The organism is Streptomyces flavofungini, from assembly GCF_014650815.1.
Classification (GTDB): domain Bacteria; phylum Actinomycetota; class Actinomycetes; order Streptomycetales; family Streptomycetaceae; genus Streptomyces; species Streptomyces flavofungini.
This window is the reverse complement of sequence record NZ_BMVR01000001.1, coordinates 823,056-837,754: the sequence shown is the minus strand read 5'-3', so window position 1 is coordinate 837,754 and position 14,699 is coordinate 823,056. Positions and strand designations below refer to the sequence as shown.

General features: G+C 69.3%; 10 protein-coding genes and 1 other RNA gene. 8 read left to right on the top strand and 3 right to left on the bottom strand.

Annotated features, from left to right (window positions below; translation table 11 throughout):
• Positions 1-21 precede the first annotated feature (21 nt).
• Both ssrA and dacB read left to right on the top strand, forming a co-directional pair.
• Positions 22-392: a transfer-messenger RNA gene (gene ssrA, locus IE274_RS03555) on the top strand.
• 119 nt (positions 393-511) lie between these two features.
• Positions 512-2,104 carry a D-alanyl-D-alanine carboxypeptidase/D-alanyl-D-alanine endopeptidase gene (dacB, locus tag IE274_RS03550; RefSeq protein ID WP_229909127.1) on the top strand — a complete coding sequence of 531 codons (1,593 nt, stop codon included), beginning with the start codon at positions 512-514 and terminating at the stop codon, positions 2,102-2,104.
• On the opposite strand, the gene IE274_RS03545 is transcribed toward dacB, so the two are convergent.
• Positions 2,028-3,410 carry an MFS transporter gene (locus IE274_RS03545; protein ID WP_190114004.1) on the bottom strand — a complete coding sequence of 461 codons (1,383 nt, stop codon included), beginning with the start codon at positions 3,408-3,410 and terminating at the stop codon, positions 2,028-2,030. The two genes, dacB and IE274_RS03545, sit on opposite strands and share 77 nt — an antisense overlap.
• 83 nt (positions 3,411-3,493) lie before the next feature.
• Between IE274_RS03545 and IE274_RS03540 the strand changes: the two genes are divergently transcribed.
• From IE274_RS03540 to IE274_RS03525, 4 genes are all read left to right on the top strand, one after another.
• Positions 3,494-4,591 (top strand): LysR family transcriptional regulator, encoded by a 1,098-nt coding sequence (locus tag IE274_RS03540; protein WP_229909125.1) that lies wholly within the window; start codon positions 3,494-3,496, stop codon positions 4,589-4,591.
• 1,348 nt (positions 4,592-5,939) lie between these two features.
• A complete protein-coding gene (locus IE274_RS03535) occupies positions 5,940-8,090 on the top strand; it encodes a bifunctional polysaccharide deacetylase/glycosyltransferase family 2 protein (RefSeq protein ID WP_190114003.1) in 2,151 nt (716 codons plus the stop codon).
• 145 nt (positions 8,091-8,235) lie between these two features.
• Entirely contained in the window at positions 8,236-8,898 is a 663-nt protein-coding gene (locus tag IE274_RS03530) for a hypothetical protein (protein WP_190114002.1), read from the top strand.
• Complete coding sequence (locus tag IE274_RS03525; protein ID WP_229909123.1) at positions 8,889-9,932, top strand: hypothetical protein; 1,044 nt, start codon at positions 8,889-8,891, stop codon at positions 9,930-9,932. The genes IE274_RS03530 and IE274_RS03525 overlap by 10 nt, the downstream gene beginning before the upstream one ends.
• Before the next feature lie 320 nt (positions 9,933-10,252).
• Here IE274_RS03525 and IE274_RS03520 read toward each other — a convergent pair whose 3' ends face one another.
• Positions 10,253-10,873, bottom strand: coding sequence for a DUF1707 SHOCT-like domain-containing protein (locus IE274_RS03520; protein WP_190114001.1), 621 nt, complete (start codon positions 10,871-10,873; stop codon positions 10,253-10,255).
• 571 nt (positions 10,874-11,444) lie between these two features.
• Between IE274_RS03520 and IE274_RS03515 the strand changes: the two genes are divergently transcribed.
• Together IE274_RS03515 and IE274_RS03510 are read left to right on the top strand one after the other, a co-directional pair.
• Positions 11,445-11,936 carry a hypothetical protein gene (locus IE274_RS03515; RefSeq protein ID WP_190114000.1) on the top strand — a complete coding sequence of 164 codons (492 nt, stop codon included), beginning with the start codon at positions 11,445-11,447 and terminating at the stop codon, positions 11,934-11,936.
• 59 nt (positions 11,937-11,995) lie between these two features.
• Positions 11,996-13,429, top strand: coding sequence for a PE-PGRS family protein (locus IE274_RS03510; protein ID WP_190113999.1), 1,434 nt, complete (start codon positions 11,996-11,998; stop codon positions 13,427-13,429).
• A gap of 86 nt (positions 13,430-13,515) precedes the next feature.
• On the opposite strand, the gene IE274_RS03505 is transcribed toward IE274_RS03510, so the two are convergent.
• A complete protein-coding gene (locus IE274_RS03505) occupies positions 13,516-14,340 on the bottom strand; it encodes a hypothetical protein (protein WP_190113998.1) in 825 nt (274 codons plus the stop codon).
• Between the last annotated feature and the right edge of the window lie 359 nt (positions 14,341-14,699).

Genomic DNA, 14,699 nt, shown 5'->3' with positions numbered 1-14,699 from the left:
AGCGGCTTGAAAAAACAACATGGGGATGATCGGTTTCGACAGCGGATGTCGAAGCAGGGGAAGCGTGTCGAGGAAGCGGCAATGATCTCGTAAACCATATGTCGCAACCAATAATCGCCAACACCAAGCGCGATTCCTTCGCCCTCGCTGCCTAAGTAGCGACTTTGCGAAGTGTCAGCCCGGGGCTGTTCCCGACCCGGATCCTGGCATCAGCTAGGGAACTAAACTTCTAGACCCGGTCACGGGGTCCAGGAGGAAATCAAACAGTGACTGGGCCCGTCGGAGACTTGTTCGCGAGATCACCGGGGCCGAGAAAATCGCAGCGAACTGCACACGGAGAAGCCCTGATTCCGCACCGTTGGACGCGGGTTCGATTCCCGCCATCTCCACAATTCCCATGTGAGGCGAAGGCCCGGCGACCCCAGCGGTCGGCGGGCCTTTGTCGTGTCCGGGCACGACACGCGTGCGGTGGTCTGTCGCCGCGTGCCGACTTCGGGGATGCTCCAGGGTCATGAGTAGACCCGTGAGACGCGTCAACCACCGCATGCGCCACTGGATCTGGCCCGCCGTGCTCGGCCTCACCGTGGCCACCTTCTCCTTCGGCTCCCCGGCCGGGGCCGACTCCGACCGGAGCGGGCTGCCCGAAGCCATCGACACCATCCTCGGGGACCCCCGCATGGAGGGCGGCGCGGCCAGCGTCGTGGTCGCCGACGCCGAGTCCGGCGACATCCTCTACCAGCACCTGCCCAGCGGACGCCTGATGCCCGCCTCCAACACCAAGATGCTCACCTCCGCCGCCGCCCTGGAGCTGCTCGGCCCCGACCACCGGTTCAGCACCGACGTGCTCACCGACGGCGACCGGCACGGGCCCGTCCTCAAGGGCGACCTGTACCTGCGCGGCACCGGCGACCCGACGACGCTCGCCAAGGACTACGACAAGCTGGCCGCGGACATCGCGGCCAAGGGCGTCAAGCGCGTCTCGGGGCGGCTCGTCGCGGACGACACCCGCTTCGACGACCGCCGCCAGGGCGACACCTGGGGCGCCGACGACGAGTCCTCGTACTACGCCGCGCAGATCTCCGCGCTGAGCGTCGCCCCCGACACGGACTACGACACGGGGACGGTCATCGTCGAGGTGGCGCCGGGAGCCGCCGCCGGGGACAAGCCGCGCGTCACCGTGACGCCGAAGACCGACTACGTAGACATCGATCTGCGCGCCAGGACGGTCGCCGCGGGCGGCGGCGACACCATCGCCGTCGAACGGCAGCACGGCAACAACACGATCACCGTCACCGGCAACGTGCCCGTCGGCGGGTCCACCACCAAGGAGTGGATCACCGTCTGGGAGCCGACCCGGTACGCCGCCGCGGTCTTCCGGGACGCGCTCGCCGACCACGGCGTGCGGGTGAGCGGACCGACCAGGGCCGGAATCGCCACCCCCAAGGGCGCGCGCGAGCTGGCCTCGCACGACTCCATGCAGCTCAGGGACCTGCTGATCCCGTTCATGAAGCTGTCCAACAACATGCATGCCGAGTCCCTGACGAAGGCCATGGGCCACAAGGCGACCGGTCGGCCCGGCAACTGGGGCGACGGCGTCGCGGCGATCGGCAGCTACCTGAAGACCGCCGGGGTCGACCCGGGCAAGCTGCGCCAGGTCGACGGCTCCGGGCTGTCCCGCAAGGACAACGTGGCCGCCGACCAGTTCATCAAGCTGCTCCGCTCGGTCAAGGGCGAGCCGTGGTTCGCCGACTGGTACCGGTCCCTGCCGGTGGCGTGCGACCCGGACAAGTTCGGCGGCGGCACGTTGCGCACGCGCATGTGCGGGACGCCGGCGGCGCTCAACGCGCACGCGAAGACCGGGTCGCTGACCGGCGCGTCGGCCCTCTCCGGGTACGTGACCGACGCGGGCGGCCGCGAGCTGGTCTTCAGCATCGTCCTGAACAACTACCTGCCCTCCTCGGTGAAGGCCCTGGAGGACGCCATCGTCGTCACTCTCGCGAAGTCCGACGAGGACAAGGCCGTCCTGGTCAGGCCGCGTGCGGAGCGCTCGGCGGACCAGGACGGCGCGCTCGAGTGCTCGTGGCGCAAGCCCGCGCGGTGCTGAGCAGGAGCGCGCACAGCGCCGCGGCGACCGGCACGGTGTAGGCGGCGGCGGGGCTCATGTGCTCCGCCGTCCAGCCGCCGCCCGCCGCGCCGCACGCGATGCCCCCGAGGAGGCCGGTCACGGCGAGGGTCATGGCCTCGTTCAACTGCCCCTCGGGGGCGTACCGTTGCACCAGCGTCATGCCCGTGACCATCGTCGGCGCGGTCGCCATCCCTGCCACCAGCAGCGCCCCGGCGAGCACCACGAGCGAGCCGGTCGTCACCACGGCAAGGAGCGGCAGAGCCATCAGGACCGCCATCGCGGCCCCGCACAGGACGTGCCGCCGGTCCGGGGAACCGCTCGGCCGCAGCGCTCCGTAGCCGAGCCCCGCCGCGCATGAGCCCGCGGCCTGCAGGGCCAGGACGACGCCCGCGGCCGCCTTGTGGCCCTGCTCGTCCGCGTAGGCGATCGTCGCGACCTCCATGGAGCCGAAGACCGCCCCCGTGGCGAGGAAGACGATCAGCAGGGCGGGCATTCCGGGTGTGCGGAGGGGCGACTTCGGCTTCGGTGCCCCGTCCGTACGCCGCGGGAGCGGGGGTTCCGTCGAGCGCTGGGCGGCGAAGAGCAGTACGCCGGTCAGCAGCAGCACGGCGCCCACGAGCGTGCCCGCCTGCGGGAACAGCGCGCCGCACAGGAACGCCGCGAGCACCGGGCCGAGCATGAAGCACAGCTCGTCCGCCGCCTGCTCGAAGGAGTTGGCGGTGTGCAGCGCCTTCGGCTCGCCCCGCAGCAGATGCGACCAGCGTGCACGCGACATGCCTCCGGTGTTCGGGGTGGTCGCCGTCGCCGCGTACGAGGCGAACAGCGTCCAGTCCGGTGCCCCGAAGCGCACGCACAGCAGCAGCGACAGCGAGCCGAGCACGGCCAGGACCGTGGCGGGCACGGCGACGCGTGCCTGCCCGTACCGGTCGACCATGCGGGCCGTCCAGGGCGCCACGACGGCGGTCGCGGCGAGCCCGGTCGCGGTGACGGCGCCCGCGAGAGCGTACGAGTCGCGGGCCCCCGCGATCATGATCACGGCGCTCACGCTGAACATGCCCATGGGCAGCCGGGCGATGAGGTTGCCGACGGTGAAGGCGGTGGCGCCGGGTATCGCGAAGAGGCGGGCGTAGGGGTTGCGGGGGCGGGGGGTGTCTGTCGACGGGGGCGCGGGGGCGGTCGAGGGCGATTGCGGCGTACGGGAGTGGGCTCGCGGGGTGCGGGAGTCGGCTTGCGGGGTGCGGGAGCTGGCTTGCGGGGTGCGGGAGTCGGCGGGGGCCTCGGGCATGGCTCAAGGCTCGCCTCCGCGCGTGGGGGTGGTCCAACACCTTCTGGAGGGCGATTCACGCGCCTGGGTTGTAAATTCACGGGATGACCGAACCGTCGTCGGGGGTGCCGTCCGTGCCGGTGCCCGAGCCCTCGTCTGCCTCCGCCTCTGCCTCTGGCTCCGCCTTCGCCTCTGCCTCCGTGCCCGCGCCGCCGCCCGCCGTCCCCCGTGACGTGGACCCCCGCCTCCTGCGCGCCTTCCTCGCCGTGGCCGAGGAGCTGCACTTCACCCGTGCCGCCGCCCGCCTGTACGTGGCCCAGCAGGCCCTCAGCCGGGATGTGCGGCGGCTCGAACGGGAGCTGGCCGTGGACCTGTTCGCGCGGTCGACGCGGCAGGTGACGCTGACCGCTGACGGCGAGCGCCTGCTGCCGTACGCGCGGCGGGTCCTCGCGGCGCACGACGAGCTGTCGGCCGCTTTCGCGCGCGGGAGCACGGCCGCGGAGCTCCGGCCGCTGCTCGTCGACCTCAACAGCCCCGGCCTGGTCTTCGGCCGGATCCTGGACCGGGCCCGTGAACTGGCGCCGCAGTGCGAGCTGATGGCCCGCTTCGAGAGCGGCCTGACCGGCGCCGCCGCCGAGATCGCGGCGGGGCGGCTGGACGCGTCGTTCGGCCGGTTCGCGGGGCTGCCCGAGGCCGTACGCGCGGGGCTCGACCAACAGCCCGTGCGGTACGAGCCGATGGCGGTGCTGCTCCCCGTCGACCACCCGCTGGTGGGGCTTGACGCGGTGCCGCTCGACCGGCTCGCGGGCGAACAGGTCTACGCGGGCGCGGGCAACGACCGCACCCCGGAGTGGACCGACCTCGCCCGCCGCCTCTTCGAAGGCCGCGGCATCGAGGTCGCGCCGCCCGCCCCGCTCGCCGTCGGCCCCGAGGAGTTCGCGCGGATCATGGCGAAGCACCGCAACCCCGTGCTCGCCGTCGTCGGCTTCCCCGAGCTGCCCGGCTCCGTGCTGCGGCCGCTCGTCGACCCCGTACCGCTGTCGCCGGTGTCCCTGGTGTGGCGCCGCGGCCTGCGGCACCCCGGCCTCGACGCGTTGCGCCGCGCCGCGGCCCAACTCGCGGCGGAGGAAGACTGGCTGAACCGACCGGCGGACGGATGGATTCCGGCCACCGATGCACTCATCATGATGATTCAGGACTGACGTAAAGCCACGGTTGTCACTGGCGTGCGCTACGTTCGGATTCCGGGTGCGATGTGCTAAATGGGGGCGCCTGGGTCGGGTGGGGACCCGGTTCGGACGACGAGTGCCCGGCGAGTCGCACGCGCCCGCATGACGACCCGTGGGGGGTTCGCGTACGCATGGAGAATTGGCGAGAGAACGGGCCGACGAGGTCGGCGGAAGGCCTTTCTGGGTCTTCGGACGGGCTCCCGGAGTGGTCGGCCGGGCGGCCCGCGTCGGCGCACGACCCGAACGAGGTCACCGTCCAGATCGACGGCGTCGGTCGACGCCTGATGGGGGAGGGCAGCGGCTCCACGGACGGCGGCACCCGCGTCATGCGGGGAATTCCAGACACCCGGAGCGTGGCTGATACACCGGTGTTCGTCGACGAGACGGGCCGCCGGGGCAGGAGGTATCGGCGGATCGGTGCGGCCGTCGGCCTCCTCTGCGGGGCGTACGCGGTGGTCATGGCCGCCACGCTCGTCTCAGGCAACTCCAGCGCGCCGTGGCTGCCGGTGCCTGATCCCAAGGACGAGCAGCCCGCCGGTCAGGTCGACAGCCCTGAGGTTTCGACGGAGTCGGCTGTGGGGTCGCCGCCGGGAGCCGGGGGCGCGGGGGCGGCGTCGCCTGCTGCTTCTGCTTCGCCTTCTGCGGGTGCGGGTGCGGGTGCGGGTGCGGGTGCCGGTGCCGGTGCGCGGGCTGGTGGGGGTGGGGAGCCAGGGGTGAGTGGGGGGCCGGGGCGCTCCGTGCCGTCGCGGGGCGGTGGTGTGGAGGGGCGGGCCGGGGGGTCCTCGGGGGTGCTTCTGGTGCCTGGGGGTGGTGGGTCCGGTGGTGAGCCCGGATCGCGGCCGAGCGGTGGTGGCTCGCCCGCCTTGCCCGCGCCCGGCGGTGATCCCACGCCTCCCGCTGTGGCTCCGGACCCGGGTCCCACGGAAGCGACGGCTCCGCCCTTGGCTCCACCGACGCGGACGCCGGACGGTGACGGCAATGGTGCTGATGGCGGTGGCGGTGGCGGTGATGGCAGTGCGGCTGGCGGCGGCGACGGGGCGGACACGGGCGGCGATGCGATGACCGGGGTGCGGGCTGTGTCCGACGGGCAGGGCCAGGGGGGCGCGGACACGGCGGGCGTAGAGTCATGAACTCCCGTTCCGGCGGGTGGGGGTCGGCGGGCGAGGGCCCAACTCCGGCTTCCGCAACGGCAACCGCCCCCGCAGAGCGGACCGCTACCGCTACCGCCTCCGCTACCGCCCCCGGCGAAGGTCGCGGCCCCGCACGCCACAGCAGGCGCGGACGTACCACCGAGCGCCCCCGGCTGCGCCCTCGCCTCCCGATGCGCTACCTCCTCCCCTCCCTCCTCCTCGTAGCCCTGCTCGCGATGCTGATGCTGCGCGGCTACGTACACAGCGAGATCCTGGCCGACCACCGGGTGCGCCCGCCCGCGGCCACGGACCGGGTGCCGAAGGAGATCGTGCGGGGCGGCCCGGTCATCGACACGCGCGGCGGGCGGGCGCAGTCGCTGAGCGTCCCCGACCACCGCCTGGTGCTGACCTTCGACGACGGCCCGGACCCGAAGTGGACCCCCAAGGTCCTCGACGTGCTCGCCGAACACGACGCGCACGCCGTCTTCTTCGTCACCGGCGCGATGGCCTCGCGCCACCCCGGCCTGGTCCGCCGCATGGTCGACGAGGGGCACGAGGTGGGCCTGCACACCTTCAACCACCCGGACCTGTCGTACCAGTCGAAGGACCGCGTCGACCGGGAGCTGTCCCAGAGCCAGCTGGCACTCGCGGGCGCGGCCGGCATCCGCACGTCCCTGTTCCGGCCGCCGTACTCGTCGTCCGCCGGTGCCATGGACAACAGGTCGTGGCCGGTCACCCAGCACATCGGCAGCCGCGGGTACCTCACGGTGGTCACCGACGCCGACAGTGAGGACTGGAAGCGCCCCGGCGCCGACGAGATCGTCCGCCGCGTCACGCCCACCGGCGGCAAGGGCGCCGTCGTCCTGCTGCACGACTCGGGCGGCGACCGCTCCCAGACGGTCACCGCCCTGGACCGCCTCATCCCCCAACTCTCCGAGCGGGGCTACGAGTTCACCAACCTCACCGAAGCTCTGGGGGCCGGTGCGACCGGCGCCCACGCGCGCGTGGAGGGCTTCGAGCTGTGGCGGGGCAAGGCCTGGGTCCTCCTGGTCGGCGCCGCGGAACACATCACCGACGTGCTGGTGATCGGCCTTGCGGTCGTGGGCGTCCTGGTCATGGCCCGCTTCGGCCTGATGCTGCTGCTTTCGGCGGCGCACGCCCGGAGGGTACGGAAGCGGGACTTCCGCTGGGGCGGCGCGGTGGTGACGGAGCCGGTGTCGGTCCTGGTGCCCGCCTACAACGAGGCGAAGTGCATCGAGAACACCGTCCGTTCCCTCACGGCGAGCGACCACCCCATCGAGGTCATCGTCATCGACGACGGTTCCACGGACGGCACGGCCCGCACGGTCGAAGGCCTCGGCCTGCCGAACGTACGCGTCGTACGACAGCACAACGCGGGCAAGCCCGCCGCCCTGAACCGGGGCTTGGCCAACGCCCGGCACGACCTGATCGTCATGATGGACGGCGACACCGTCTTCGAGGCGGCCACAGTCCGCGAACTGGTCCAGCCGTTCGCCGACCCGCGCGTGGGCGCCGTCGCGGGCAACGCGAAGGTGGGCAATCGGAACTCCCTCATCGGGTCCTGGCAGCACATCGAGTACGTGATGGGCTTCAACCTCGACCGCCGCATGTACGACGTACTGCGCTGCATGCCGACCATCCCCGGCGCGGTGGGCGCCTTCCGCCGCACCGCCCTGGAGCGCGTCGGCGGCATGAGCGACGACACGCTCGCCGAGGACACCGACATCACGATGGCCCTGCACCGCGACGGCTGGCACGTCGTCTACGCGGAGCGGGCGCGCGCGTGGACCGAGGCGCCGGAGACCGTGCGGCAGCTCTGGTCCCAGCGCTACCGCTGGTCGTACGGCACGATGCAGGCCATCTGGAAGCACCGCCGCGCGCTCGTCGACGGCGGCCCGTCCGGCCGCTTCGGACGCGTCGGCCTGCCCCTGGTCTCCCTCTTCATGATCGTCGCACCCCTCCTCGCCCCCTTGATCGACGTCTTCCTCCTCTACGGCCTGGCCTTCGGCCCCACCCGGCAGACCGTCATCGCCTGGCTGGGCGTCCTCACCGTCCAGGCGGTCTGCGCGGCGTACGCCTTCCATCTCGACCGCGAACCCCCGACCCACCTCATATCCCTCCCCCTCCAGCAACTCCTCTACCGCCAGCTCATGTACGTCGTCCTCCTCCAGTCCTGGATCACCGCCCTCACCGGCGGACGCCTCCGTTGGCAGAAACTGCGCCGTACGGGAGCGGTGGGGGCGCCTGGCGCCGGGCCCGAAACTCAATACCCCGAATCGGCACAGGCCGGTAATCATCGCTCGGCGTTGTGCGACCGTTAGGCAACAACGTCCCGCACAGGGCTTCGATATGCCCACATCTGTCCCCGTGCTGGGGAAACCTCACCCTCGCTTCGCGCAGTGCCCCTGGATAGCGTGGGTTCACTCAAGTGAACCCACTGAACCCACGTCCCATCGGGAGCTGACTGTGAACCGCCGACCTGCCTTGCTCGCGGTGGCCGCGCTGACCACCGCCGCGGCCCTGTCGCTCTCCGCCTGCGGTGGCGGAGACGGCGACTCCAAGGGTGACGACAAGATCGAGGGTGCCGGTTCGACGGCGAGCGAGAAGGCCTCGCCGTCGGCGTCAGAGGCAGCGGACCGGTCCGACCGGCCGAAGGTCGACATGCCCAAGGGCGTGAGCAATGTGTTCGAGGGCGGGTCGACCGGGGATGCGAAGAAGGACGCCGTCCTCGAGGACAACGCGCGGAACCTTGACGCCATCGACGTCGCGATCACAGTGGGTGGGAAATCTTCCCAGAAGGCGCTCAAGTTCTACAACGACGGCAAGGCTCTCATCGCCACGGCCTCCTACATCCAGGGCTACTACGACGACGGGAAGAGCTACGTCGGAGCCACTCGCTACTACGACCGGCAGGTCACGTTCCACGGGGCGAGTGAGGCGACCGTGACGTATTGCGCCGATGCGACGAAGTCCTATCCCAAGAATCGCAAGACCGGCAAGGTCGACAAGTCCATCCCCGCCTCTGCCAACGACTACACGTTCTTCAACGAGCGCCTGAAAAAGAACGCCAAGGGCGTCTGGCAGTCCGTCGATGTCCTGTCCGAGACGGGAGCGAAGAAGTGCATGTGATACGTCCGAGGGGGACCACCAAGCTGGCCGCGATCGCGTTGGCCGCGGTGGTTACAGCTGTGCCTGCCACCGCTTACGCGGCGGGCGGCGAAGGAGGACCCAAGAACCAGCGCGACAGTTCCAGTTCGCAGGGCGGCCTGCAGAACGGCAAGATCAATGTCGAGACGAGAGTTCAGACAAAGGTCAACGGCAGCTCTGGTCCGGCCAAGGCCGGGAAGCTCTCATCCGTGGATGGTGACTGGACCCCGCCGGCCTGTTGGTATGAGCCGGCCTTCTCGCCCAAGGAGATCGAATCCAGGGTCAAGGCGTGGCGGAAGGTGAAGTTCTTCGGCATCGGGGACTTCGTGGGCGACGTCTTCGACGCGTACTACAAGGACGGCGACCCCTACAAGGACTACAACCTGGACAAGCAGGGCGAAGGGATGTTCTGGGCCGCGGCAGTCAACCCCAACCGCAAGGACGATCCGGAAGCCAACTCCTGCGACAAGCTGCCGTTCTGGGTGCCTGAAACCGAAACACCCAAGGAGCCCCAGGCCGTAACTCCCAAGATCCTCGCTGAGTACGCCTACGATGAACTCCCGCTTCCGAAGACCGAGATCACGATGGCACCCGAGGGCGAGACGAAGGTCAATCTGCCGACCTGGATCTGGCTCGACAAGGCCAGGTTCAAGAAGGTTTCGGTGACGGCCAGCCTTCCTGACACCAACATCTCAGCCACGACGACCGCCGAGCCGGTCTCGCTGAAGATCAACCCGGGCACGAAGGACGCCACGACCTATCCGGCCTCCGGCGAGTGCCCCATCGTGGACGGTCGGATCGGTGAGCCGTGGGCCAAGGGCAAGTCCAAGAAGACTCCGCCGTGCGGCGTGAAGTATCTACGCTCGTCCGGCGACGGGTCGTACAAGCTCAACGCGACCGTCACGTGGAAGATCACCTGGACGAGCACGACCGAGCCCGGTGGCCGGTTGCCCGACGGCGAGTTCGGCGCCGACCAGAACGTCGTCGTCAAGGAGATCCAGTCCATCAACCGTTGATCACTAAGGCATGAGTGACCTGATGAGGCCGCCCCGGCAGCGTGTGTGCCGGGGCGGCCGCCTTGATGAAGGAGGGGCGCCAGGCATCTCGCTGAGCGGGCAGCAATCAAAATCGTGACAGAAACGGTGGAAACCGTACTCACCTTGGGCACTCACAAGAGTCCCCCGAAAGGCCCCAGCCGAACGCTGGAGTGGTGGTCCGGCGGCGAGTTGGTGATGGTCTCTCAGAGCATCACCGCACTTACGGTCAAGGCGAATTGGCTGGACCGCCGTCTCGCCTTCGCCTACGCCGTTCTCGGTGACAGCTGAGAGCCGAGTGCTCACGCCTTGCGTCGAAGCCACTGCCCCGGTGTCCGGCGTGGCGGGCGGGCCACGATGTCGCCGCCGGTCGACTTTCCGGTCAGCACCACGCGTAGGCGTACCGGGACCTCCGGGCCGGTCACCGGGCGGATCTTGACCTCGCCACGGGTGTACGTGATGTCGTCTGCGTCGACCACGATGCCCGGGCCGGTCACCAGGGTCAGATTGCCGCCGATGCGCAGGTCGAGGGCGATGTGCAGGGTGTCATAGCTGATCACGGCCTCGGTGAAGTCGAGCTTGAGGTCGGTGAACATCAGCCGGATCTCCATCCGGTGCGGCACCAGCCAGCGCCCCGCGCGCTTGCCCTCGCCGAAGCGCTGGTCGATCCGGACCACCTCGCGGGCCTGCGGCGGCATCCCGTGGAGCGGCAGGTCGGCGGTCAGCTCCGCGAGGTCGGCAGCCGTCCGTGCCGCGAGGGCCGCTTCGACGCGCTCGTCCAACTCCTCGCCCGTCAGCCGCCCGTCACCGGCCGCGACCCGCAGAATCTCCACGGCGTGATCCCGGTCTCGATGGGAGACCCGCTGCTCGGCCACGGGGCGACGGGGCACGGAATCGTCTGTCCTGGAGAGATCGCCTTGCATGGATCCAGTGTGGTGCCGGGCTCGGGGGAGCGGCAACGGCTGATCGAAGAAATGGGTGATAACCCTGACGGACCTCGGGGGTGTCAGAGGTGTCGATCTGCCACTGTCACCATCAGTTGTAGGGCAGATCTCATGCCGTGTTTCGTGCGCTGCCGCAAAGATGCTTTGGCTGAAGGCTGGACAGCCAAGCGTCCCTGGTCGGCCGGGGTAACCCGGACCTTGTGGGCGGGGAGTTTGGCTGAATTCTTTCCTTTGCAGGTGAGGCTGTGTCGCCCTCACCTCATCAACACATAGTTGCGCCACCAGCGTACGGTCTGCGGGCTACGGTTGTGGCGTAGGAGACAGATGCGAGCAGTGAGGAGATGACGTGGCGTTCGGGAAGGGTGGGGCGCGGGATGAGACCCCCGTACCCGCCGTCGAGTGGGCTGGGGTGCGTGAGTTCACCATCGGCACTGTGGAGCGTCCGGTCACGAAGAGCCGTGTCCGTCCCGTGCGTGGCCCGCGGGCCATTCGTGTCCCCAAGGGGGCGGGAAACTCAAGGGTTTTCGCTCCCTGCGCCTACACCGCTCCAGTGGCACCGCCCGCGCCGCCGTCCGCCCTGGAGCCATGCCTCTTCGAGGACCCCGAAGCGCAGCGCCTCCTGTGCTACCTCGTAGCCGAAGAGGGAGAGAAGGGTGAACGTCACTTCTGGGTGCATGACGACCAAGGCGAGAAAGTCGGCGCTATCCGGCGCATTCCTCCGTCTCGCAAACCTTTCAAACATACTTGGCGTATCGACCAGCCCGGACACCCTGAGGTCGTCGGACGTAATCAGTGGGCGAGCGGCGACGCCATGCGGATCGCCGAGAGGGGAGCCGGAAGGGTTCTCTCGGAGATGGTCAGCGTCGCGGCCAGCATGGGATACGACGGCAGTGAAGAACCTGGAAAGAAGAGCCGAAGGCTGGAATGGCGGTCAGGCGATGAGTTGGTCATGGTTTCCGAGAGCATCAAGCAGATCGGGATCAAGGCGGATTGGCTGGACCGTCGCCTCGCCTTTGCGTTCGCCGTACTTGGGGACATTTGACCGAGTGAGCTGGGTCGGTTGGCCGTCCACAGGGGAACGCTTACCGGCGGAGGGCTTAGGTGCGTAACGTCAATCCAGAGGATCTGGAACAGCTCTCCAAGCTCATCGATGGCAGGGGTGGATTAGGTGACAAGCTCAAGGAAGCTTTCACCCGGGCGTCCACCCTTGATGTGGCCTCCAAGCTGTCGACTCTCAAGCCGCTTGCCGCCTGGTCCACGGAGCAGGGACCGGACCTTCGCAGGCGCGCGGCGCTCGTGCGGCTTGACGGCGGTGACCCGGAAGCTGGGCTGCGTTGGGCCGGTTTCACCTCGGAGGATCTGAAGAAATACGAGGGCAAAGGGCTCACGCCCGATGTTCTGCTGCTCGCCAACTCCGTTGCCGCCAGTGACGACCCCGGCAAGAAGAGCCTCGCACGCCGGGACGACGAGGCGGTGACCGACTGGATCGACCGTCTCAAGGCCCATGCGCTGGCGAAAATCCCCGGCCTGCAGCCGCACGAAGCGACCATCCAGAGTTTCGTCGGTCTCTACGGCGATTGGAAGAGCGGCGCCGGGGCTGCCACCACGGTTACCATCCAGGGTGCAGCGTTGACCAAAGTGCTCGTTCACAACACGTTCGCACGAGGTGCACTGCGGACTTGGAAGACCCGGGTGGGGGTGGCTCTGCGAGGCTCCGCCAACGGACGACTCCAGGATCTCGGCAATGGTGTCATCAGGTGGAAGCCGCCCATCAAGTCGCTGCAGGCGCCGGGGAGTTGGTTGCCGAGCAGACTTGCCACTTGGGCGGGGACCTCGGGGAGCGTTCCCTTCACCAACGGGCGCGTCGGAATAGGCAGTGCCTACGACGCGGCCCGAGGCGCGTCGTTCATGAGGTCTCCCATCTGGCGCGGCTTATCGGTGAACAGCTTCATCAACGGTCTCGTCGGCAATGACACGCTCGCCGCGCGCTTCGGCGGGCTTACCCACTCCGGTCAGCCGGTAGCCCGTGCCGCCAACGCCAACCTCATCAAGGTGGCTTCCCACATCTTCACCCGCGGTCGTGCCGTGGGTTGGGGGCGAGGGCTGGCGCTGGCCAAGGGGCTGGCCGGAGCCGGAAAGGTCTCGGGAGCGCTGCGCGGCCTCGGGGTCGTTGGCGGAGTCTTTTCGACGGCCCTCGCTGGCAACGAGCTCTATCACCGGGGCCTGCCATGGCATAACGGGAATTTCAGCACCCGCCAGAAGGGTGCGGCGTATGTCGCCAACGTCGCCGAGGTCGGTTTCCACGCTTCGCTCACGGCGGCCACCGTAGCGCCGAACCCTTTCACCATTGGCGCCACCGTCGTGTTCGGCGGTGTCTATGTGGGCGCCAAGGTCGTCGAGCACTGGGACGGCATCAAGAAGGGGGCGGGGAAGGCCGTCGACGAGGTTGGCGACAGAGCCAGGGAAGCCGTGCGGGATCCCGTCGGGACCGGGAAGAAGATCGGCCGCAAGCTCAATCCGAAGAACTGGTGGTAGAGGAGCGGGACCTGGCGCCGTCCCCGTAGGGGGCGCCCGTTCGCGCTGTCGTCCGCTGTCGTCCGCTGTCGTCCGCTGTCGACGGCTCAGGCGTCGATCATGTCTTCCTTGTCCGGAAGCAGGTCCGTGATCTTCTCCCAGATCTTGCCGTTCCTCGTCCGCACCAGGCACAGCTCGCTGTCCGGCCCGACCTGCCCCTCGACAATGGGCTCCTCGGGCTTCTCCCTGACCCAGTAGCCGCGCGGCCCGCAGTCCCACACCGCCAGCCCCCGGACCATTGCGGCCCGTTCGCCCTCGTGCTTTCCGTCCCAGGCGGTGCTGATGCGCCACATCGCGTTCATCGCCATGACGAGTTCGGTGAGCTCGGACAGCTCCGGCTCCTTGGGGCTGCCGGCCTCGGTCAGCGCCTTGCGGATGAGGTCCCTGGTCGCGGCCTCGTCGCCCGCCCCCTCGTCGAGAGCTGAGAGGGCGGCGTCGAGGGCACCCATGGTCGTCTCGATACGGGAGACCTCACTGGTCGCGGTGCCGTCGGCCTGGAGGTTGACCATGCGGGCCAGCTCCCAGACCAGGCTGTGCGGGGCGATGGGCGTGTACTCGGACTCCTCCTCGCCGGGCCAGCCCTCGTGCGCGATCACGGCCTCCTGGCCGATGATGAGCCCGTGGTTGATCGTCCCGTGCTCACCCGTGACTTCGACGGTCGCCAGGACCAGCGGGGCGGCCAAAGCACCGAGAAGTCCCCTGAGGAGCGGAGCCAGTTCGCCCTCCTCGCCGACCAGGCCGATCTGCATGAGTTCGCTCAGTGAGGGCCAGAGCTCATCGGGCGGAGTCTCGCCGTCCAGGAGATGGGCGAACACCGCTATGTGGCGGTCGGCCAGCCGGAATCGTGCCCGGGAGCTGTCGTAGGAAGGCATAGCAGGCAGGTACCTCAGTTTCGCGTGGCGAGGGTTGTCGTGACTCCGCCGACGGCGCGCGCTCCGTCCGGGGGCGCTCATGGCGTCGACTGGCCTGTCGGCCCCGGCACCGCGATACGCGGCACCGATGCCACCGTATGGCACGAATGTGCCGCGCCCGCAGCTGCACGAACAGGCTGTCCAGATCTTTCGCGTGGAGGCGTTCGGGGGCAAGCGCCAGATGCTGACCGGGCGGCTCGCCAGGAGGAGTGCTGACGGTCTGGGCAGGGAGGTCGCGGCGGCGTCCAGCGGCGTACCCCCGTCCTCAGGGCCACCCCCGGTGTGACGCAGTCGTTCGTATTGCTGATGTGGTCGTCGCC

Bases quoted from the DNA above. Each gene is read 5' to 3' on its own strand.
- dacB (WP_229909127.1), top strand. From the start codon at position 512: ATGAGTAGACCCGTGAGACGCGTCAACCACCGCATGCGCCACTGGATC.
- IE274_RS03545 (WP_190114004.1), bottom strand. From the start codon at position 3,410: ATGCCCGAGGCCCCCGCCGACTCCCGCACCCCGCAAGCCAGCTCCCGC.
- IE274_RS03540 (WP_229909125.1), top strand. From the start codon at position 3,494: ATGACCGAACCGTCGTCGGGGGTGCCGTCCGTGCCGGTGCCCGAGCCC.
- IE274_RS03535 (WP_190114003.1), top strand. From the start codon at position 5,940: ATGCGCTACCTCCTCCCCTCCCTCCTCCTCGTAGCCCTGCTCGCGATG.
- IE274_RS03520 (WP_190114001.1), bottom strand. From the start codon at position 10,873: ATGCAAGGCGATCTCTCCAGGACAGACGATTCCGTGCCCCGTCGCCCC.
- IE274_RS03505 (WP_190113998.1), bottom strand. From the start codon at position 14,340: ATGCCTTCCTACGACAGCTCCCGGGCACGATTCCGGCTGGCCGACCGC.